The 21,761-nt window shown below is 49.1% G+C and carries 11 protein-coding genes and 2 pseudogenes; 4 read left to right on the top strand and 9 right to left on the bottom strand.

Translation table 11 applies throughout. The features are described from left to right. Window positions 1-427: 427 nt before the first annotated feature. A complete protein-coding gene (locus QUB61_RS28120) occupies window positions 428-805 on the top strand; it encodes a hypothetical protein (protein WP_333132431.1) in 378 nt (125 codons plus the stop codon). 62 nt (window positions 806-867) lie between these two features. Here QUB61_RS28120 and QUB61_RS28115 read toward each other — a convergent pair whose 3' ends face one another. From QUB61_RS28115 to QUB61_RS28085, 7 genes are all read right to left on the bottom strand, one after another. After that, complete coding sequence (locus QUB61_RS28115; RefSeq protein ID WP_333132430.1) at window positions 868-2,118, bottom strand: Rid family detoxifying hydrolase; 1,251 nt, start codon at window positions 2,116-2,118, stop codon at window positions 868-870. Between the two features lie 375 nt (window positions 2,119-2,493). Continuing rightward, entirely contained in the window at window positions 2,494-7,797 is a 5,304-nt protein-coding gene (locus QUB61_RS28110) for a response regulator (protein ID WP_333132429.1), read from the bottom strand. Between the two features lie 51 nt (window positions 7,798-7,848). Continuing rightward, entirely contained in the window at window positions 7,849-8,754 is a 906-nt protein-coding gene (locus QUB61_RS28105) for an HNH endonuclease (protein WP_333132428.1), read from the bottom strand. Between the two features lie 53 nt (window positions 8,755-8,807). Continuing rightward, on the bottom strand, window positions 8,808-11,903 hold the full coding sequence (locus tag QUB61_RS28100; RefSeq protein WP_333132427.1) for a methyl-accepting chemotaxis protein: 3,096 nt from the start codon (window positions 11,901-11,903) through the stop codon (window positions 8,808-8,810). A gap of 147 nt (window positions 11,904-12,050) precedes the next feature. Continuing rightward, window positions 12,051-12,584 carry a chemotaxis protein CheW gene (locus QUB61_RS28095; protein WP_333132443.1) on the bottom strand — a complete coding sequence of 178 codons (534 nt, stop codon included), beginning with the start codon at window positions 12,582-12,584 and terminating at the stop codon, window positions 12,051-12,053. Window positions 12,585-13,721: 1,137 nt separating this feature from the next. After that, window positions 13,722-14,960 carry a response regulator gene (locus QUB61_RS28090; RefSeq protein ID WP_333132426.1) on the bottom strand — a complete coding sequence of 413 codons (1,239 nt, stop codon included), beginning with the start codon at window positions 14,958-14,960 and terminating at the stop codon, window positions 13,722-13,724. A 244-nt stretch (window positions 14,961-15,204) separates the two neighbouring features. Further along, a complete protein-coding gene (locus QUB61_RS28085) occupies window positions 15,205-15,606 on the bottom strand; it encodes a hypothetical protein (RefSeq protein WP_333132425.1) in 402 nt (133 codons plus the stop codon). Between the two features lie 582 nt (window positions 15,607-16,188). On the opposite strand from QUB61_RS28085, the gene hmpF reads away from it, so the two are divergent. Beyond that, window positions 16,189-17,934, top strand: coding sequence for a pilus motility taxis protein HmpF (gene hmpF / locus QUB61_RS28080; protein WP_333132424.1), 1,746 nt, complete (start codon window positions 16,189-16,191; stop codon window positions 17,932-17,934). Window positions 17,935-17,951: 17 nt separating this feature from the next. Here the strand turns inward: hmpF and QUB61_RS28075 are convergent. Then, a pseudogene (locus QUB61_RS28075) lies at window positions 17,952-18,484 on the bottom strand (RNA-guided endonuclease InsQ/TnpB family protein); the annotation flags it as partial. Window positions 18,485-18,943: 459 nt separating this feature from the next. Between QUB61_RS28075 and QUB61_RS28070 the strand changes: the two are divergent. Next, the gene (locus QUB61_RS28070; protein WP_333132423.1) at window positions 18,944-19,651 is read left to right on the top strand and encodes an IS4 family transposase; all 708 of its coding nucleotides are present in this window, start codon (window positions 18,944-18,946) and stop codon (window positions 19,649-19,651) included. A 238-nt stretch (window positions 19,652-19,889) separates the two neighbouring features. Here the strand turns inward: QUB61_RS28070 and QUB61_RS28065 are convergent, their stop codons facing one another. Then, window positions 19,890-20,330, bottom strand: a complete 441-nt coding sequence (locus QUB61_RS28065) for an IS66 family transposase (RefSeq protein ID WP_445300273.1) — start codon at window positions 20,328-20,330, stop codon at window positions 19,890-19,892. 92 nt (window positions 20,331-20,422) lie between these two features. Between QUB61_RS28065 and QUB61_RS28060 the strand changes: the two are divergent. Beyond that, window positions 20,423-21,663 (top strand): annotated as a pseudogene (locus QUB61_RS28060) (ISAs1 family transposase). The last annotated feature ends 98 nt before the right edge of the window (window positions 21,664-21,761 follow it).

Genomic DNA, 21,761 nt, shown 5'->3' with positions numbered 1-21,761 from the left:
GGTAAGCTGTCGCGCATTTAAACTATATATTCAGGGCGGGCGGGACGCCCACCCCACAAGACTTTGATTTGTTTTGACATACAATTTAAATGCCGCAACAGCTTAGTTACTATAAATGATACGATATAGGCTTGTAAACCGCAGACATTACAGGTGAAGATAGCAGGTTGGATTTTCATCAGCGTCTGTAGAAAAACGCAGATAAAGATGACCTCAAGACCTCGCTACGATCCCGAAGAGAATATTAGCCGTCATAGTGCAACCGATCCAGAGAAATGCGATCGAATGGCCAAGCGTCAGGGATGGGAATTAATCCGATGAGAAAAAACCAACGATTCGATACTTAAGGTTGATTGTGTCTTTGAAGGGTTGACAGAGTTTCCACCGAGTCCATACGAACCCGAACAAGAGAGAGAGGAATAAATCAATGCCAAAACGGTTGATCGTTTTCAAAACTGAATCGCTTTCTTCCCCTGGATGGGAGGATAGACTGCTTTCCCATACGGGTGCTCTTACGAGCATCCTAGCAGAACACTACGACTACTCAGACAAACCTCTGCCTCAAACGGGCGATCGCCTGCGAAACTTTGCCCAATTTAAGGAGAGTGCCGATCCTAAATTCCCTGCTGCCAGCACTCACGTTCGCTGGGGAGATTGGGAGGTTTCGCGCGTAGAAGAGTACACGCCTGAAATTCCGAATGCTGAATACGACTGTTTAGCGGTGTGCTACTGTTGCTACTCACCCATTGAACCCGAATGGAAAGAATTGCCGAAAATTCAAATTTCCCAACTGCAAAAACATTAAAAAAACAGAATATCCAGATGCCCGACTTCTGGAAAAAGTCTGACATCTAAAAGAAGATGAAATCAAATAACTGCAATACAGTCAATCTCAACTAACACATCTTTCGGCAAACGCGAAACTTCCACACAAGCGCGCGCCGGTGCAGTTTCCGCATCAAAATATTTCGCATAAACCGCATTCACTGCGGCAAAATCATTCATATCTTTGAGGAAAACCGTAGTTTTTACCACATCCAACCAAGTAGCGCCGGCTTCTGTGAGAATCGCTTCGAGATTTGCCATAACTTGTTCGGTTTGTTTTGCCACGTCGTCGGTGTAGACAATATCGTTTAGTCTAATGTCGATCGCAATTTGGCCAGCTACAAACAGCATAGTGCCCGTCGCGGCAATGGCTTGATTGTAAGGACCCACGGGTGCCGGTGCTTTGTCAGTACGAATAATTTTGCGTGTCATAGATGTCACTTTTTGGGGTAATTTTTCCGAAGTTTCTGGCTGGTAGATTTCTCCGTCAGAGGTTTCTGGCTGGTAGAGTTCTCCATCCGGCATTGTAGCACCAGTGAAGTCTGCATTTTCGATATTCCAGCCATAAATTCTTGCGTTAGTTAAGTCTGCCTTTTTCAAGTTGGCTCTCCTTAAATTTGCTCCCATTAAGTTTGCTCCTTGCAGATTTGATCTTTCTAGATTCGCACCTTGGAAACAGGCTTTTTTAAGGTTAGCTTCTTCCAAGTTTGCCACACTTAAATCTACATCTATCAACTTAATTCCTGACAAATTGCTTTTTTGCAAATTGACAGCCCTGAGTTTACAACCCTTGAGCTTTGCCTCTAAGAATTGTACACCACTTAGAATTGTTGCAGTTAAATTTGCTTCAGCCAGGTTTGCTCCAGTCAGATTAGCGTTAGTCAAGTTAGCTCTATTTAAATCTGCCTGAAACAAGAAGGCTCTATTTAGGTTAGTAGCTGTTAGGTTTGCACCAGTCAGATTTGCCTTGTCAAGATTAGCATTAGTCAAGTTGGAACTACTCAGATTTGCTTTACTCAAATTTGCACCGTTGAGTTCTGCTAAACTTAGATTACTTGAATCACAACGTATTCCACTCATGTTTGCACTTGTCAAGGATGCCCGACTCAAATTAACAGCGTAAAAAATCGCATCTGTTAGGTTTGTGCCACTCAAATCAGTTCCCGTCAAATTAGCACCCTGTAGGTCAATACCACTCAGATCGGAACCTTTAAGGTCTACCCCACTTAACCGTTCATTATGAAATTTTCGTTCACCTTTGGCATATCTTTCTAAAAGTTCTTCAGCGTCCATTCATAACCTCGATCGCCCTTCCGCTAAACCCCACATTCCCAGCCTACCACCAAAACCGAAAGCGCGATCTAAATCTGCGTGAATCAGCGTCTATCCATTTTCATCTGCGGTTAACAAATTCCCTTTTTTAACCGCAGATATAGGCAGATGAACACAGATTAACGCAGATAAATTAGACATTATCTGCGTGAATCAGCGTCTATCAATTTTCATCTGCAGTTAACAAATTCCATTTTTTCAACCGCAGATATAGGCAGATTTACACAGATTAACGCAGATGAATTAGACATTATCTGCGTTAATCCGCGTTAATCCATTTTCATCTGCGGTTAAAAATTCCCCTTTTTTAACCGCAGATCAACGCAGATTTACACCTTACACAACAACCGGAGCACCAACAACCTCACCTTTCAACATCCGAGAAGCAGCATCAAGCAATTGCTCCTCCAAATAAGGCTTAGTGAAGTAGCCTTTCGCGCCCAAACTGTAAGCCATTTGGCGGTGTCTGTCAGCACCGCGAGAAGTCAACATCGCGATCGGCAATTCACACAAAACCGCATCCTTCTGCATCCGAGAAAGTAGTTCCAAACCATCCATTCTCGGCATTTCAATATCGCAGAAAACGATATCGCAAGGCAGACCCGATTTCATCTTTTCCCAAGCTTCCTTACCGTCGCGAGCTTCTTCCACACGATAGCCAGACTTCTCAAAAGTAATCGACAACAGCGATCGCACCGTAATCGAATCATCCACAATCAGTACAGTCGGCTCAGTCTTCTCGATTTCGGCCTCCTGAGTGGCTCTCTCGGCCTCATCCCAAAGCGTACCGCCAGCTTCTTTCCGCAGCCTTCCGGTAGCCAAATCGATCAGTTCCAGAACATCCGCAATCGCCACGATCCGACCGTCCCCGAGCACGGTGGCCCCAGCAATCCCGATCGGCTTGGGCACGGGCCCTTCCAACGGCTTGATCACAATTTCTTGTTCCGTCGAAACCTGATCCACCTGCACCGCCAAGAAATTGCCAGCCGACCGCAGCACGATCACCGAAATCATGTCATCGTCAGTATTAAACCCGTAAACACTGCCCCGGCCCAAATGGCGGTTGTAAGCGAGCAAATCCCGCAGCGGCCGGAACGGCAAAATCGAACCCCGCCACTCTATGCAAGGCAAACCGTCTGCCCCCGTCGTCACCTGATCGCGAGGCACATCGATCATATCCTCCACCCCATCCATCGGGAAAGCAATGCGAGCCCGATCGCTAATGCAAGTCAGAGCCTTAGAAATGCTCAACACCAGAGGTAAACGGATCGTAAACACAGTTCCCTTGCCGATGGTCGAATCAATCGACACAGTTCCCCGAATCTCCTGCAAGGAAGTCTGCACAACATTCATACCGACCCCCCGGCCGGCGTACTCCGTCGCCTGTTCCTGAGTGCTGAAACCTGGCATAAACAGCAAATCGTACACTTCCGAGCGAGACATCCTCTGAGCCTGAGCCGCCGTCAGCAAACCCTGCTTAATCGCCTTCGCCTTCACCTTTTGCGGGTCAATTCCGGCCCCGTCGTCAGAAACCGAAACCACCGTTTGGTTCCCTTGGTGGAAAGCCCGAATGGTAATCCTGCCGACTGCTGGTTTCCCAGCGGCCAGACGCACCTCCGGCGCTTCGATCCCGTGAGTAATCGCATTGTTCACCAAGTGAGTCATCGGGTCATAGAGCTGATCCACAATCATCTTGTCGATCAAAATTTCCTTACCCTCAACCTGCAACTGAGCCTGCTTCCCGCACTTAATTGCAATTTCCCGCACGGCCCGGAACAGCCTGTCCGTCGTCTCCGCAAACGGCTTCATCCGGGCGCGAGTCAAACCTTCTTGCAGTTGAGTCGTGACTTGCCGCAGTTGGCGAGTCACCTGATCCGCCTCATCCACCAAAAACTCAATGTCCGCTGCAGACTCCCGCACCCGCACGATCAGCTCAATAATCTCCTGAGCCAAACTGTGGAAAGGAGTAAACCTGTCCATTTCCTCCGGTCTCCAGGCACTTTCCCGGGTGTGGGCCGAATCCTCAGAGCGCCAGGCCGATCGGTGTCCCTGCCTGTTTGCCAGCAAAGCAATCTCCAAAAGACTCCGCTCGTAGAAATCCTGAGTCCGCTGGCTCACATCGCTCAGCAGCGTCACCTGGTGCAGCAAATTGTCCAAAAACTGCCGCATCCGTTCTTGGTCTTGCTCCAAACTGTTGCGGTTGACCACCAGTTCCCCCATCAAATTGCTGAGGTTATCCAGTTGCTTGATCGGCACCCGCATCGTCTGGTCGCCGAACCCGCCCGCGCGGGCATTCCGCCTGGATCTGTTTAGCGCCGACGGCCCCATATTGGCTTCCCCTTGGCGGCCCCCGTCCTTTGGATCTTCCAGCAGTTTTTCCAAATCGCCAAAGTCGTCGTCGCTCTCCTCGGCAGCAGCGGGCGGAGCTTTACTGGTAGTTGTCGCCGGTGCAGGAATTTCCGGCATAGTTGCGCTCTCGCTGAGGAGTTCTTCGAGATCCGAGAAAACTTCCGTATTTACCGGACTCGGATTTCTACCCCCAGAAGCTGCTAGTACAGCCCCTGCACCCCCTGAAATTAACAGTGCTTCTAAATCGTCAAAATTGCCTTCAGCATCCTCAGCGCCTGATTGGGCCTCGGCAAAAAAGTCTGCCAGCGACTCCTCTTCCAACTCCGAGGAATCGACCGAGGCCGGCTCGTCGTCACCTTCCCAAAAGCCCGTCCTCAGTTCCGAAGTCACCAGAACCTCAGCATCGATCGAATCCAACAAATCATCAAAACCCTCCAACTCTTCACTGTTGAGAGTCGCCCCGGTTTCCATCGCCGAGAGCAAGTCAGCATCGCCCTCAAACATACCATCGAGAGATTCTGCAGACAGCGCCTCTAAATCCCCACTCGAAAAATCCGTTTCCAGCGCGTCAAACAAATCATCCTCGCCGCTTGACTCCCCAGCCGCATCTGTTTCGGGTCGATCGAACAAATCCGCACCCACCTCGTCGAAGAAACCCTCGGTTGGTTGGGCAGACAACTCCTCCACATCCCGAGCCGCGCTCTCCGAGGGCGCCGGTCCAGCATCGCCCTGCTGCACCATGCCTTCGGCAAACATATCCTCCAACAAATCGAAATCTACGCCCTCATCAGACTCGAAACTTGAAATTTCCGAATCAGGACGGTCGGACAAAGCCCCAAGTTCAACCGCTGCCAAATTTGCCAAGCCGTTGTCGGAAACAGCCTCCGCATTGTTCGAGAACAAACTCCCCAAGTCGCCCTCATCAAATCCCACACCCGCACTCAGCAATTCTGAACCTCCATCTAAATTCAGCCAACCCGCATGGGCTTGCCCCAAAGCTTCCCCGTCATACTCAGTACCCGTAGGTACAGAACCGAACAGATCTGCCAAATCCGCCGCCTCTCGGGAAGTAGCCACTCCTTCCCTATCCAGCACAGTCTCCTCATCCCCAGAAATCGGATCCGAGGTCATATCCCCAAACAGCGCATCTAAATCCGTATCGTCCAGTTCCAGGTTGACCGATTGCATAGACTCGTCTTCGGGCCCGAAAGCATCTTCTAACCAATTGTCATCTGCAGAGATATCTAAATCAGAATTTGATGTCATGTTAAGAACGCTGCCAATTTCCTCATTTTGTGCGGTGCCAGCAGCTAGATCTCGATCGCCGCCGCTCTCCTCACCTTCGTCTTCTGAAGAAAGGAAATTAGAAGTAATCCCCAACAGCTCGCTCAACTCCGAGTCCTCGCCCAACTCAGAGAGCAACTCGAAATCATCTATGGAAGACCCAGCGACCGCAACGGCATCCGCTGAATCATTGCCGCCTGAAAAAGGCTCCTTCGATTCTGCGTCGAAAGCGTCAGGGTTGCCAGAATACTCCGAAGAGACGGACGGCACACCCGCTGCCTTAGATAAGCCTAAATCGCCGAACAAGTTCTCCAAATCAGAATCGCCCGTACCACCAGCAGAAGTTTGGGCAGCCACTTCGTCCAAAAGCGTACCGAGAGCATCTTCGTCAGCTTGTCCCAGGGCAGGGCCTACCGTGCCGTCTCGCCGAGCCAAACCGCCCCTGCCGTTACCCGTTTCAAGCTGTTTGCGAATTAGTGGCGGCCTCAAACCCCCATTTTCCTGACCGGCAGCTACTGCAGAACCGTCTGGCTCGTCTCCAAACAGGAAATCCTCCCCAAACAAACTCGTCAGGTCGTCAATCGGAGGCGCCGTGTTCGTTTCCGAACTTTCGGCATCGTATTCGTCAAACAACAAATCAGCAAAATCGCCGGCATTGTCATCGTCTGGCCCCACCACTCCGCTTGCCGATATCCTAGAAGACTGCGCATAGTCGAGGTCTTCTTCTTCTTCCCAAGCGTCGTCTAGATCCGGCGATTCGCCGTCAAACAAGTCAGCTAAAGTGTTGAGTTCTGCCGCGCCCACTTCCGGGCCGGTGCGGGTCGAGCCTCTAAAAGCACCCGTCTCCATATCCGATTCTCCGAATCTGGGGGAATCGTCGAACTGGGGCGATCGACTGCCACTGTAATCATTGCTCTCGCCGCTGTCTAGTTGGTCGAACAACTCGTCTATATTCAGCCCAGAAATAGTCGGCAGCATTTGTTCCCCCGCCCGGGAATCCCCAGATGCCACTAGATCCCAGGCCGCATCCTCAACAGAAACCGAATTTTTCCCCGATGTACCCGGTTGAGCGAATGCCAGCAAATCTTCAAAATCCGTTTGTGGAAACACAACAGTCGGCTGCAAGGCCAGAAGTTTTGCGCTCGGTGCGATCGACGATTCTCGACCCGAAACTACCAGTTCTTGCGCTTGTTTGATATCTTTGATCACCGTTGGGGCTAAGGTGCGGTAGGTATTTTCTGGGTTGCCGATCGCCTTAGATACAGCTTCGATCAATTGTATCCAGCAGGGCAGTTCAAATTCCTCCCCCGCCCTGAGCAAGTTCCGACAAATGCTCTTGAGTTGCCGCCTGCTTTCTGGCCCCTCGGGCTGTTTGAACTCTTGCAGCAGTTCCCGCATCCTCGCCGGCACGTCCGAGTCAAATACTAGCTGCAGGGCGCTTTCTTCTTTTGCTCTGGCCTCAGGTGCGTAAACTGACCCCGAGTCCGCCAAAGTCCTGGATGAGCCAAAGGCCCCGATTCCCATCCCTGCCATCACTTGTTCGGGTACTAGCAGCGGGCCGCTCTCGTCTCCATGGTGTTCTCTGTATCCGACGAGTCCCCCCAAGTGCCCGTTGAGTTCTTCAAATACTGGTTCTAATTCTCGAACCATCTGTTCTGCCAATTCCTCTGTCAGCCCAAAAGGCCCCGACAGTTGCTCTAACAGCCCTTGCAATGTGTCAAAAATTCGCAGGAAAAGGGACTCTAGCTGTTGGTCTACTTTAACGCTGCACTCTTTTAAAACTTTAAAACTATCTTCTAGTCGGTGAGCTGTTTGCTGAATGCTGGTCAGCCCCAGCATTGCTGCTCCTCCTTTGACAGAGTGAGCGGCCCTAAATACTTCGTTGACGAGTTCTGGGTCTTCGATCGTGGTTTGCAGATTCAGCAAGCCTTGTTCGATCGTATTGAGGTGGTCTTTTGCCTCCTCAATAAAGTAGCCCATTATCCTCTGTTGTTGCTCCGGTAGCATAGTTTTATTCCTGATCTTAATCGTTATTGTATTGGGTCTATGTTAGTAGTTCTAGAGAAGCTCTTTGTAGATCTCGCCCCTTGCCAAGAGAATAATCTGACTGCGAGATATGGCAAATGTCCTGGCTATTTGTGTTTTCGATATGCCCTCACTTAAAAGATAGCAAATCTCCCGCACCTGTTCTGGTTTGAGTTTGCGGTTAGGACATATCTTGCCGGGAACGAAAGGAAAGCGGTTTTTTTCTATAGCATCGCGGGAGTTATCGGCGGGGGTTCCTTCCCACAAATGGTCAGGATTGATACAACCGCGATCGTCGCAACTGTGACACGCAAAATAACCGGGTTTGACAGGCCGTCCAAGTTTGTGTTCCAGTACCAGTCTGTGGGGATAGAAACTTTGATTTTTCCCGTTAATCTTGATAGTTTTCACCGAGTAACCATCACTTCTTTTAGCCAAGGTACAAACCATGCAGCCGTTCGGCTGTATTTGGGCCCGAATACCGGGAATTATTTCTATCCCTCGCAGTTGTTTTTGAGGTGTCGGCGCCGATGTACTTCCGACATCTTTAATACGTCCTTTTTTAAACCTATCTTGAGAATTTTCCAGCCGAGAACCTTCCCACAAATGGTTAGGATTAATGCAGTTGCGGACATCGCAAGTGTGGCAAGCAAAGTATTCCGGTCTGATCTGCCGACCTAATGAATGTTCTAATACTAAACGGTGGACAGTAAACGTTTTCCATTCACCGTTAATCCGAAGTCTTTTATTGGCATAGCCACTGCTAGATTTGGTTAGGGTAGAGATAATACAGCCCGTAGGCTGAACTTCACCAAAGATGCCCGGTATTACCTCTACTATGTTATCGTCCATCTGTGCAACTCCTACTTTGTTTAGGTGTTGAATTAGCAGCCCCGCAGCGGTTTCAAGACTGCGAGGTTGCTTTTTATATGCCATCATTACCACACTAATGTGCTAGTAAATCAGCCGATAAAAAAGCAGTAGACACTTAATTATTGTCTTTCTGCTGTTTCTACTCGGAATCTTTCTACCGATGTCAAAAGGTCACGAGCAACGCCCACCAAGTTTTGCAAAGCACCGGAAACTCGCTGCGCTTCTTGGGATGTTTCTTGAGCGGTCAGCTCGACAGCTTGCATCACAGAAGCTACCGCGCGAGCGGTTTCGTTTTGCTCTACAGTGTCGGCAGTAATCGATCGCACTAACACGTCAATTCGGTTAGTTACTTGAATGATATCTTCAAGCGATCGCTTCGCCTGTTCTGCCAATCTTGTCCCTTCAATAACCTGCTGCGTCCCTTCTTCCATCGCCGTCATTACCGCGCCGGTTTCGCTTTGAATTTGCATCACGATCTGTTCGATTTCTTTCAAAGACTTAGCCGATCGGTCTGCCAATTGTCGCACCTCGTCTGCCACGATCGCAAAACCCCTGCCCGCTTCCCCAGCTCTCGCCGCCTCAATACTGGCGTTGAGGGCCAACAAATTCGTCCGGGAGGCGATCGTCGCAATTAAAGCCACAATCTTAGAAATTTCTTGAGAAGCTTCCGCCAACCGCTTGACTTTTCTCGTGGTTTCTGCTACCGTTTCTCGAATTTCTAAAATCCCGGCCACCGTCCGCTCCACAGCCTCGCCCCCTTTCAGAGCAGTTGCCGCCGCGCCCCTAGCCACTTCTTCCGCCTCTCTAGCGCTCTCTGCGACCCGCTGAATCGCATCGGTGAGGACTTGCACCGAATTCAGCGTTGCCGCCAGTTCCTCAGCTTGCCGCAGCGCGTCGGAAGACAAATCGCCCGCAAACTTAGCACTATCCGTAGCGCCTTTGCTGACCTCCCGAGCCGCCTGCTTCACCTGATGGACGATTTCGCGCAGATTTTGAATTGTCAAGTTAAAGGAGTCAGCAACAGCACCCAAAACGTCAGCGGTCACTTCCGCAGTCACCGTCAAGTCACCCCGGGCGGCTCCTTCCACGTCGTCTAGCAAGCGAATCACTTGGCGCTGCAAGTCTTCTTTTGCCTGTTCCTGCTCGTCAGACTTGCGCCTGGTATCGCTAATCGTGGTTTGGATGACCTTCGCCATGTGGTTGAATTTAGCAGCCATTTTGCCAAATTCATCTTCCGAGTAAACCGTAGCGCGAGCGTCCAAAGTTCCTTGAGCTACGGCATCGAACTGAGCTTGCAAATTGTCCGAGGACTTGCGCACCTGCTTGGCGATCAACTGGCCGATGCCCCAAGAAGTTAAAAAGCTCGTAAAGCCTGCTGCTGCGGTCATTACCCAGCCTGTTTGGCGCAGGTAAACGATCGCCTCCGGCTTGTCTTGCCGCAGAGCTTGATAGGAGGCAATGTTGGTGACGAAAGCCACAGCTACCAGAGAAACCAGTCCGGCCCCGATTGCCGTGTACAACTGTTTTGTAAACAAAGGGGCATTTTCCAAGAAAGCCAGTCCCCCCTGTTCTACCGTCACCGAAGTATCGACCGGTTCTGTTTCTGTGGGAGCAAAACTCGACACTGACGCATCAGCCGGACCGTTTATGGTAAATATCTCGTCATCCCGAATTGCTGAGCCATCGCTGTTGTCAAAGTCCAGGCTGCTGCCAGTCGTTCCCATCATGCCGCTGGTCGAGTTGCCGAAATTGGTATTACCTCTAGTCAGCATCGAACTGTTGGCATCTTCTGAGATGTCAAAGTCCGGCAAATTGCCCAAATCGTCAAACTCGTCAAATTCGTCTAAAAAGTCGCTGTGTTCTTGAGCGTTCGCAGCTTTTGACGACCAGCCGCTGCTGCTCTTCTCGGACGCCCCGAAAGCTGTCGCTTGTTCGTTTTCCTCGAAAGAGAAAGAATCGCTAAAAGCATCGTCATCAAAAGCATCTAACTCGAAGCTGTCTATAGAGCCAAATGCCGGGGGGTCCGAGTCCCCGTAACCGTTGCTGTTGGCGGAGGTTCTCTCGACCGAATTAAATTGTCCCCGGCTCGACCTTTGACTTTGAGAGTTGGGGACAGCACCTCCCATCAACAGCGTTTCGTCTTCCGCCAGCGAATAGTTTGACGAGTAGTCCGACCCGGTATTAGGCTGCTTGTTTTGAGGTCGAGAAGACCCGAAACCCGACGATGGCATCGCCTCGGCAAAGGGGTCTGCCTCTTGGGCCTCCGGTGCGTTACGAGCGTGATTTTGCAGGCTTTGGGGCGGGGTTTGGTAGTCGTAGTCGGAGGAACCGTCGAGTTCGTCTGGCAAATCGAGTTCCGCAAAAGGTGCGCCAAAATTGTCGGAGGATCCGGTGGGGGAGTCTAGTTCGTTCGAGTCGAAGGAATCCCCGATTTCTTTTGAGGCAAAACTTTGACCGTTGAGCATCTGAGTCGGAGCTTCTGAAAACACATCTCCTGAGTAAGGTGCCTTTTTCTCAGACACTTTGTTGCTCTTGACGTCATCGGCATCCAACCCCCCATCATCAGCAGCAAAAGGGTCTCCAAAGTCCGAGTCGGCAAACTCGTCCATGTTTAGCGAGTCGGACGTCTCAGCGTAGGCTGCCATCCCGCTACTGTCGCTAGCAAAGGGGTTAGAACGTGAGGTTAAATCTGGGACAGCTCCGGGGCTTACGTCCATGTCTTCTGGTTCCCACTCCAAGCCGCTCATGCCCAAGTCTGCCAAGTCCTCGTTTTCCATGTCGTCTGGCGATTGACTCCTATAGGAAAGGGATGGGGAATTTCCTTGGAAAAGTTCCAAATCCGGGTCTTCTAACCCTTCATCGAGAGATAAGTCTGCGTAGAATTCCAATTGAGTTTCACCAGACAAAGCCTCGAAATTTTCCGTTGGCAGTTCTCCGGATAAAAATTGGTCTGTGCAGGTAATTCCGCTGTGAGCGTGTTCAACCAAACTCGGGTCGTCACTCAGGCCTAGCACAACCGTGTACTGTTCCCGCGCCACCTCATACTGTTGCAGTCCATAGCAATAAATGTGTCCGCACAGCAGGCGAGCGCTGGGGTCTTCGGGAAAATCTTCTACTAATTGATAAACTAGGGCTGCGGCTTCTGAAAAATTGCCATCCATGTAGGCCGCTTCTGCCCGTTGGTAGTCCTGCTGAAAGTTGGTACTTGTTGCCATTTGCCGCCCTCTTTTGATTTTAGATTTTAGATTTGAGATTTTAGATTTTTATCTTGAATTGAATGTTTAGATGCGCGCCTCAAGTCCTGTGACTGTTGATGGTTAGACCCCAATCGCAAATCGCAAATCGCAAATCTAAAATCGATTTCACGCTGCCCACCGCGCCGAGCGCAGAATTTTCACTTGATCTAGCAGTCGGAGCACTTTCTGAGTTTGTGCACCTAACATCCATTCTCCCCTCAGAAAAGGAATCATGCCGTCTGGTGCATTGTTCTGAGAGTGCAGTTGCTCAACGTCGAGCCAGTCCATCCCCACAATTCGATCGACTGCCAGCCCTAAAATCGTGTCTTGGTCTTCCACAGCCACGATCGGGATTTCGGGTCTGTCTGTGTTCAGAGGTGTTTGGTCTCCCAGAAATTGGCCGAGGTCTGCCACCCAAATCACTCGTCCTCTCATATTTAGGGTACCTAAAAGCAAAGAGGAAACGTTGGGGATCGGTGTCATGCGGTCTGGGGACGGGGCTAGTACCTCTCTAATCCCTGTCGCCGGCAGTGCGAACTCGTTCCCCGAAGGAACGTAGAACCGCAGGTGCAGCTCGCCTTCGGGAGTTTCTAGTTCTTGGAATTCCGGAGCTGGATCTACGCCTAGTCCTGGTAATATAAAGTCTGGGCTGCCGCTAATCATCATTCTGACACCTGCTTTCTAGCAAATTGTTGACGTTTCCCGCCCCCGAAGAACCCGATCGAAACTTCGATGGTCGAAACTTGACACAGCCAAGCTTGACAGAGCCAAGCGGGTGAATGGCGCGACGGCAGGAGGTGCTTGGCAATAGATTTGCTCCGTCAATAATTGACTGCAATCCATAATTCACGCGACCAATGCTTACAAATTAGCTCAAATCGACTGCGAACAATTAATTTGGAACCCCTAAAGCTTCACTTTGTACTCCCACCGCCGTTTAAATTGGTAAAACTCTGGGTAATTTCTGCGATGAATGCTAAACCGATACTCGGATTAGCCACGGGTTGTTGACTAGGCGGGTGTCGCGACAATCATCAAAAAAAATCGGTAAGTGGGTTCCGAGCGCCTCTTGAGACCGCTCGTGGGAAACGGCTCGGGGATTACAATTACGCGAGTGAATCTTTCCATTACACGGGGATTGCTAGAAAAGGTGTAATGAATGTAATGCACTTTCGCGCTTGACAATTACCATAGAGAACGGAGCAACCCGCGAGCACATAATGTTTGCTCCCTTTCATAGCCTCCCTTGCGGGGTGATGTTAGCTTGCGCCAAAGTTTACGATCGGTACTCGATCTAGGACACTGACTTAACTCAATAAATCTATTTAATCCTAAATTTCGCGATTCAAGGAACTATGCGAAGCATCCCTTGGTAGGTCTTTAAACTCTTACCGTTAACGTAGTACGCCAGGTACGGAGTCTGGTCAACTGCGATTTAAGTCAAAGGCCCGAAGCAAGGGTGTCTTTAGACCAAGGTCGTTGACTTAAGACTGACAATGCACTCTCGGACTTTGTACAGAAATACCTACCAATGAGTAGCTCTGCACATCGGTTTTTCGGAGTGGCTGCAAGTGGAGAACAAGTATATTATATTTGCACTTTGAGCGTGTTAGACCCACTTGGGTCGAGAAATTGAACAGAGTTTTACCGACGCTCTCATGCCAGCGCGCGGATTTATACATTCTAGTTTAGGGTGCGATCGCTCCGGGTGGTCGCGAGCTTTCTCTTTGTGGCCCTCGAGACTCGAGTCTCGACCGCAGGTACAAGAAAGCTCCAATAATGCCACCGGTGCTTCATTTATTTTTCTTCTAATTCGTCTTCTAGCGAGCGGTCTAATAATCTTTCCGATAGATTCACCAGAGGGTAGCCCGGGCCCACATATTTTTCTACCAGCATTAATAACTCGCTTTCGCCAAAAGGTTTGGTGTAAAACTCTGTAGCTCCGGCCATGCGGGCTTTAACGCGGTCGATAAATCCGTTGATGCCCGTCAGCATAACGATCGGCGTCTGCCGGAAAGCGCTAGAATTGCGCAACATAGCGCAAATTTCGTAGCCGTCGAGTTCCGGCATGGCGATGTCACAGAGAATTAAATCGGGTTTGAGTTGAAAAACCAAACTCAAGGCTTGGAGGGGATTGCCGATCGCAGTAGCTTCGTAACCGTGTTCATTTAAAATTGACTCGACTGTTTTGCGAATAATATTGTCGTCGTCTATACAGACAACTCTGGGAACCTTGGTTTCAGGGGACGACCATTCTTTTTTGTTGTTAGCGGGGGCAACAGAGGGCTCGTAAAATACTTGCACCAATCCCTGCTGCACGAAGGGGTAAATTGCCTTAGCGACAGTCACCACGTCTCGGTTGAGGTAGCGCGCCATCTGGCGGATCGAAGTGTGGCCGTCGGCCCAGCGTCTGAGAGTATTAAAGGTATTGACAGGCAGCGCGACTCGCAACTCTGAGGGGTCTGAAATCACCGGGCATTGGTTGGGCGACTGAATGTGAGGGTGAAACTGCTTCCACTGCTGCACCTGTTTGACAATCTTGATCAGCAGCGAGCTAATTTCTAAGCTGGTCAGTTGAGGAGCCAAACCAGGGCCCATTTCAAAAGTGAAGGAACCCTGGTGGAGACTGAGCAAGTCAAATAGGGTTTCGTGGATCATGCTGTGGATGATGTTGCGCCCTTGAGCTGGGGTGAGGATGTGGTTTTCTAGCAGGGCCCACAGGTAGCCGTATTCTGGGGCATTGGTAGATGCCATATAGGGAACTTGGATTTTGTCGAGGGCGGTATCTGCTTTGTAGCGCCGCAGGTAGTCGCGCAAGCGAAACAAACTGCCCGCACTCTGGGTAGCGTAAATAATCTGACCGTTGAAGCAGAAGACATACCAGGATTGTCCTGCAAGGGAGCGCTGGGTAGGTTGAGTACCCGTGCTGCTGCCGGTGGAGGTGTAGGCCTCTACGAACAGTTCTCCGGTTCGCTGACCTAACTCAATCAGTTGCAGGATGCTGCGGATGTCAATTTCACTCAAATTTCCCTGCATGCAGCTAAAGTGTCCTCCTTAAAACCGTTGGCGTCTGAGCTCGGAAAGACTGTGTGCTGGCGCAAAGATTGACTTTAGTTGCCGTCAATAATTTACGCGATGGCGCCGAGCGAGCAATTGGGAATTGACTCTCCGGGCGATACTTGCTGCCTTGAGCCGGCCGCGCTACCAGTTCACAAGCTGAAACCGCGAAACTCGCGGCATTCTCTAAGTGTAGAGTTTCACCTTGTATTCCCACTGTTGCCTAAACTCGTAGAATCCTCGAAGCACAATTGCACGGGCTCGCGCGAGTGTGCAACGCTGGCCTTCCCGACTGGTTCAAGTCTTCGAGCGCCAAAGTTTTGAAGTTTTTGGCCTCGTCGGCCGTCAGTTTATCCAACACATCTTTGCGTAGGTCAACTTCAAAATACCAAGGATTCTGTGGTTTTACCGCTGCTACCAGCAGCAAGTGCCGCTCGCTCCCCGATGGGAACTTGAGGCTAGTCTGTTGGGTTGGATGAGTTGCGATCGAGCTTTTTTTTGGGTTTGCCACAGCCCTAAAATCAGGTGCCGTCAAAATGAACCTTTGTTGGCAATTGTCAGGAAAACCCTCACTGCCGATCGACTTTTTTGCTCGCCTGCAGCGAGCGTCATAGGCTCGCGTCATTACCCTATTCTAAGGCAGCGCGGTTCAAATCCCTAGTCCGCCCGATGATGGCGCTGCCCCAGGAAGCCTTGGCTTTTCTCACGATCGACCCGCAACTAAAGCCTGGTACAATCAATAGAAAGTTTTTGACGGACTGACCTTTTTGAGCTTTGGGCGATCGGCAGTCCCTGCAGTTTTGCTAGTCTTTAATTAAGCGACATTGATACTGCTCTCTCATTCGTCCATTCGGGCGACGGTCTTGCTTTCTGGACGCTCTCCCGTGAGGCAGTGCTATGCGTGAGTGCTGCTATAGTTAGGAAAAAATGCTATCCCCGGATTGGGCAAAGGACACCACGCGAGTAAGACTTAAGTGGCAAAAAGTTATCCTTACTTGCCTATACTTCTTTACTTTAGGTAAGTTGACTAAAGATCGCAGGCAGTGTTATCTTTACTTGAAAACCTTTGGCGATCGGGGGATAGCCTACTTATCTTGGGATTAGCCGTCTACCCAACAGCGTTGTCAGTAAACACCACTTATCTTTTAAGCCTTTAAGTAGCTTAAAGTAAGTTGGGATAGGTTTTACGAAGCAGAGGACTATTAGTGTGCTGTATCTAGCGGAAGTACAAAAACAGAGAAGCGGCTTTGGTCTCGGTGGCGGTAAGGCTGAACTGAAACTGCTAGCTTGTCAGCGGGGCGAACACAATTGGAGCGCCGTACCAGGCGATGACGCGATCCCAGTTGAGGAAGCTAATAAGTTTAACGACGGCACGCTGGTGCTGGTGGAGTTGAGCGCTAGCAAGCAAGTGCAGCGGATTCAGGAGGCCGCCCGCCAGTTGGTGAGCATTTTGCAAAATTTCTCGCGCTTGCAGGACAAGTTTAAGGATAAGGAAGAGGAAATTGAACAGTGGAAGGCTTCTCTGACGTTTTCGAGTCAGGAACTCAATCGCCGGGAAATGGAAATGCAAGCCCGCGAAGAGCAGTTGGCTCAAATGGAAGACGAGTTGGAGCGGCTGGAGGCTCAGCGCTCGGAAATTGAAAATACTCGAGAGGAAGCTAACCGACTGCGAGAAGAGGTCGATCGCAGCCGCGTGGAAATTGAGACGGCTTGGGAACAGTTGCGGGGCGAGCAGCAGCGGTTGGCCCAGCAGCAGTCTCAGGTTCCGCAGGGGGCAGTGGTCGATCCGCAGCAGACCCAGAGGATTCAGGAGTTGATGAAGAAGCTGGGAGGGGCAATTGCTTCGGCCCAAGGGGTGCGGGAACAACTGAATCAGTCTTTTGGTGCGGTGGGGGCTCAGCAGGCAATTCTCGATCAGCACTGGCAGCAGTTGGAGCAAAAACACAGCATAGCTCAACAGCAGCAAGAAGAGGTCGATCGACAAAATCAGAGCCTCCAAAACCGCTGGCAGGAGTGGTATCAATCTCAAGATGCTTTGGCGCAAGCTCGGGCGGATCTTAAAGGGCAGCAAAGTACCCTCAGCGCTAAGCAGGACCAGGCTCAGTCGATGTCTTTGCAGGTGCGGGCTGTTGAGGATCTTTACCAGCAACTTTCCAGGCTGGCATCTGCTTCGGGTGCTGCTGGTACGCAGCAGAAAGTAGATGTGTCATCTCTCGAGAAGATGCCCGTTGAGGAATTGCAGGGGCTGGTGCAACACCTGCAACAGGATTTGGAAAAGGTGTTCCGGTTTGTTAACGATCAAGAGGAGGAGTTGACCCTGCAGCAGGAGACAATCGAGGAGCTGCAACGGAAAATTCAAGCTGCTAGCGAGTACGATCGCATGGCTTTGGAAAATGAAATGGCAGATGAACGGGAAAGTTATCAGATGTTGAACGAAACTCTGGTGGGACAGCGCCTCCGGTTGCAGGAACGGGAAGATGTTTTGAAGCAGCATCAGGCGGTGCTGTGGCGGCGGCTGGGTACTGCTAATGCTCCAAAACAAGATCGAGGAGATATGGAGTTGGCGCCGATCGTGGCACAGCTCAATACTCAGCGGCAGCAGCAAAGCCAAGAATTGCAAAGACTGGAAAACGAAATTCAACAGGTGCGGGAGACAATATCCCAAATGGAGGCAAATGTCAACCGCCAAAATGGGGAAGGTGAGGCGAAACGCTACGAACTCAAGCAGTTCGAGCAGAATTTGTTCAACCAGAAAGGTGCAGTAGCGGAACTCTGGGGCCGGGTGAAGGTTTATCAAGAAATGTTGCAGCCCGTGCAGGACAATTTGAACGCGCTGCGCCAAAAGCTCGAAGCGGTGGCGGGTGAACTCGATCGGGTGCAGGAGACGGGAGACGAGCAAGATCGGGTAGTTTCTGATTTGCAGCAAGTCCTTTCAAGTTTGATAACAGCGTGAACTACCCAGCGCTGACATAAAGGTACAGCGTGAGCTTCTGACTTCAACGGGGATTGCGTCAACTTGGACTTGCGTCCCAGTTTCGGGCTTACATCCCCTCCATCAGCAGAAGTCCTTCCAAGACCCATAGCATTCTGATTCCTTCTGCTCTGATATTTATTGAGGCGTTTCCATCCCTATCGTGATGAGTAGCACAACGCCGGACAAGTCCATGTCCTAACATCTAATGGCATTTCATTCACCTGATGCCGTGACAATTTGAGCAGAGTTTCGAGCTAGGGAACCATCGGTCAATCTCTACCAACACTTTGCCTTCGCGATCTAGCTTGTAATGCAAGAAATTGACAAATATTCCCCAACCTACATCATCCATTGCTTGAGCTAGTTTGTGATTGCGAACCATGCCCTTAACGTGAAGGTTTTCGACTACGATGACTTGGTTATCGTCAACAAGCCTTCTAGATAGCTTATGCAATTCGTCTTGACGGACATTGCTAATTCGTTCGTGAACCCTAGCAACCAGTTTCCTGGCTTTATCTCTCGACTTGCTTTTGACGGGGTGACAACAAGAGTCAAAACCCCCACCAGTGGCGGATTTACCCAACCTGAGCTAAAAAAAGATGGGGTCGAAATTGTTAAGTGGCCCCATCTGTTAATTATGTTTCCTCAATTTTACCAGAACCATCTAGAAAAACAACTGAAACCGACAGAATACCTGACCATAAAGGCTTTGGTATATATGTTACAGATCCACAAACAAGTTAGTATTACCTTGCTGCTTCTTTCTGGCCTTATCCGATTCAATTTGAGAGTCGGAGGCGTAGCCTACAAAGATTTCTGAAATTAGACTCTCTGAACATAAAAACACTGTGGTTTCCACTGGTTACAGAAATCTTAAAAGCTAAATTTAATAAATCTCAACCTTTGAAACTCGCGATCGATAGAACGCAGTGGCGAGCGCAAAATGTATTTATGCGCTCGTCTAGTTTGGGAGAAACGGAGTATCCCCTTGTACTGGCTACTGCTAGATAAGAAAGGAAGTAGTAATATCGGTGAACAACAAGCTTTAATTACTCCTGTTTTAGAGGTGCTATCAGATTACGAAGTAATCATTTTAGGCGGTCGGGAATTTGGTAGTGTCAAATTGGCATCCTGGCTGTGTCACAAGCAAGTAAAGTTTATTCTTAGAGTAAAACAAGGGTGCTATATCCAATCAGAAAACTCTGATTATATCCTTTTATCTGACTTAGGTTTACTACCAGGAACAAGCTTTTATTTATCAGACGTAAAAGTCACCAAGCAAAAAGGATTTGGCACTTTTGATATTGGCGGCTATTGGCGACGCAAATATCGAGCCAAACAGGAAGATGAAGGTTGGTATCTGTTAACAAATTTAGGGGATTTAAAGCAGTCGATTAATACTTTTAAATGTCGGAGCGGGATAGAGGCGATGTTTAAAGATTGTAAAACAGGTGGTTATAACCTAGAAAAAAGCCACGCTAATAATCAGCGTTTAAACAGTTTGATATTACTCATAGCCATTGCCTACAGTTGCGCCATCTTGCAAGGGCAAAAAATTAAGACTATGGGAATTCAAAAATATGTGGGTAGGTTAACTGAATGTGGGCGCTCGATCAGGCGGCACAGTAGTTTCTGGATAGGATTATATGGCCAATGTTGGGTAATTGGTATGGAATGCAAGTCAAGACATTGTTAATGAATTAATGAGAATCAGGCGTAATAAATTACCATTTTTTCAGAGGGGTATGAGGGCTATGTCCTTTATTCTATCTATGTTCTGACGGGGTTGTCACCCCGTGAAGACTTGCTTCCTTGTGAACAACTGGTTTGTTTCCTTCGAGTTCTGTCAACACATAGGCATAAGCTGTCACGCATTTAAATTGCATGTAAGGATTCAGGTCTGAAAGAAGGGAATGAGCTCAGGCATAGCCAAGTCACTCATATTGGGCAGAAATAGCATCACGGAAAAAAGCCATTACTGAACGAGTTTGAAAACGACAGGTTTGAATCACACTCAGCAGATTAGCCGTTTCCTCAAATCGTTTCATCGAACGAGAGCCACCAGAAACTTTCCGCTTAGTTACAGAAGGCCGTAGGGAACGTTCTGCTAAATTATTATCAGGAGGAACCGAGGGGTCATCCAGAAAATACCACCACTGTTTTGCTTTATCTCGTAAGGATTTGAGCAACAAACCTGCGGCATAACCAACTTTGTTCGACCAAGTGGCAAGGGCTTTATTCAATCGTATTTTGAAATCAGTTGCCCACGAGTCGTAGGTGAGTTGCTCCTTCGTCTTTCGCCAGGACTCATGGGCCTTAAAAGCAGGGTAAGCGCATCTAATTTGGTAGTTAAAAATACAGATTCTTTGGCACATTTATATAATGACAGATATCGTTTGAGGAGCGGAGATATTATCTAGTAGACTGGTGAGTACAAAGTTTCTATCTTACTTAGCAGGTCGGTCTTATGGCATCAGGTTTCACCTCTGACAAACACAGGATTAAAAGGTCAAAAAAATTGAGTATAGCTCAGGCAACTGAACTGACAGAAAAAATGGCATTAGTATTTGCCCAAATCAAAGACCCCCGTGTAGCAAGAACCCGTGTTCATGTATTAACAGATATTTTAATTATCGGAATATTGTCAGTGATTGCAGGAGGTAACGGATGGGAAGACATGGAAAATTATGGAGTAAGTAAAGGTGAATGGTTGGAGCAGTTTTTAGCTTTACCAGGAGGTATCCCGAGTGCGGATACATTTCGACGAGTCTTTGAACGCATTAATCCCAAAGTATTTGAGCAATGCTTTCGACGTTGGATAGAATCAATAGTTGAGGTAGCAGGAGCGCAGGTAATTCCCATTGACGGCAAGACCCTTAAAGGCTCATACGATCCTTGGCAAGGCAAATCTGCTTTACATCTAGTTAGTGCCTGGTCGAGCGAATATCGTTTGATTTTAGGACAAGTAAAGGTGGCAGATAAATCAAATGAAATTACCGCAATTCCTGCATTATTAGAGTTATTAGACATGGCCGGATGTATTATTACGATTGATGCCATGGGTACACAAACAGCAATCGCCTCTCAAATTTCTCACGCCCAAGCTGATTATATCTTAGCACTTAAAGAAAATCATCCTACACTTTACGGCCAAGTAAAAAACTGGTTTGAGCAACAATTATCTCACGGATTTGAAGGTACGCTCCATAGTTATGACCAACGGGTAGAACGAGGTCATCATCGCACTGAAAAACGTTCCTGTTGGTGCGTCCCTCTTTCTCAATTGCCAACTTTACATCACCAAAACGATTGGGTCGGTCTTCAATGTGTTGTCATGGTAGTCCGGGTCAGACATCTATGGAATAAAACTACCCGTGAAGTTCAGTTCTATTTAACGAGTTTGTCATGTAATGCCGAGCGAGTAGCACAAGCTATCCGCCTGCATTGGGGCATTGAAAATAGTCTGCATTGGACTTTAGATGTTACCTGGAATGAAGATGCTTGTCGCGTCCGTACAGGTCACGGACCACAAAACTTAGCACGGCGCTGCGACGCCTGGCTCTTAATGCTTTAAACCTGGAGCAATCTTATAAACGTAGCAATCGTCAAAAATCCCATCGGGCTGCTATGGATAATAACTATATGCTGACTGTTCTCGCTGGTTGTTTATTTCCACATGATGATGCCTCAAGACCCTGTTGTCAATAGACTTTGAGATGCGCTTACCCTGGCCTTAAAAGCTTCATCTATTAATGAAAGAAATACTTGGGCGACTGCTGCATTATTGTCACCCGGGAGTCCCAGCA

The sequence above is a fragment of the Microcoleus sp. C2D2 genome (assembly GCF_036702495.1).
In the GTDB taxonomy this organism is placed as follows: Bacteria; Cyanobacteriota; Cyanobacteriia; order Cyanobacteriales; family Microcoleaceae; genus Microcoleus.
This window is presented reverse-complemented; position numbering and strand designations above follow the sequence as displayed.

Coding starts and splice junctions, on each gene's coding strand:
- QUB61_RS28105 (WP_333132428.1), bottom strand. CDS start 8,754: ATGATGGCATATAAAAAGCAACCTCGCAGTCTTGAAACCGCTGCGGGG.
- QUB61_RS28100 (WP_333132427.1), bottom strand. CDS start 11,903: ATGGCAACAAGTACCAACTTTCAGCAGGACTACCAACGGGCAGAAGCG.
- QUB61_RS28110 (WP_333132429.1), bottom strand. CDS start 7,797: ATGCTACCGGAGCAACAACAGAGGATAATGGGCTACTTTATTGAGGAG.
- QUB61_RS28085 (WP_333132425.1), bottom strand. CDS start 15,606: ATGACGCGAGCCTATGACGCTCGCTGCAGGCGAGCAAAAAAGTCGATC.
- QUB61_RS28115 (WP_333132430.1), bottom strand. CDS start 2,118: ATGGACGCTGAAGAACTTTTAGAAAGATATGCCAAAGGTGAACGAAAA.
- QUB61_RS28065 (WP_445300273.1), bottom strand. CDS start 20,330: ATGTGCCAAAGAATCTGTATTTTTAACTACCAAATTAGATGCGCTTAC.
- QUB61_RS28090 (WP_333132426.1), bottom strand. CDS start 14,960: ATGCAGGGAAATTTGAGTGAAATTGACATCCGCAGCATCCTGCAACTG.
- QUB61_RS28120 (WP_333132431.1), top strand. CDS start 428: ATGCCAAAACGGTTGATCGTTTTCAAAACTGAATCGCTTTCTTCCCCT.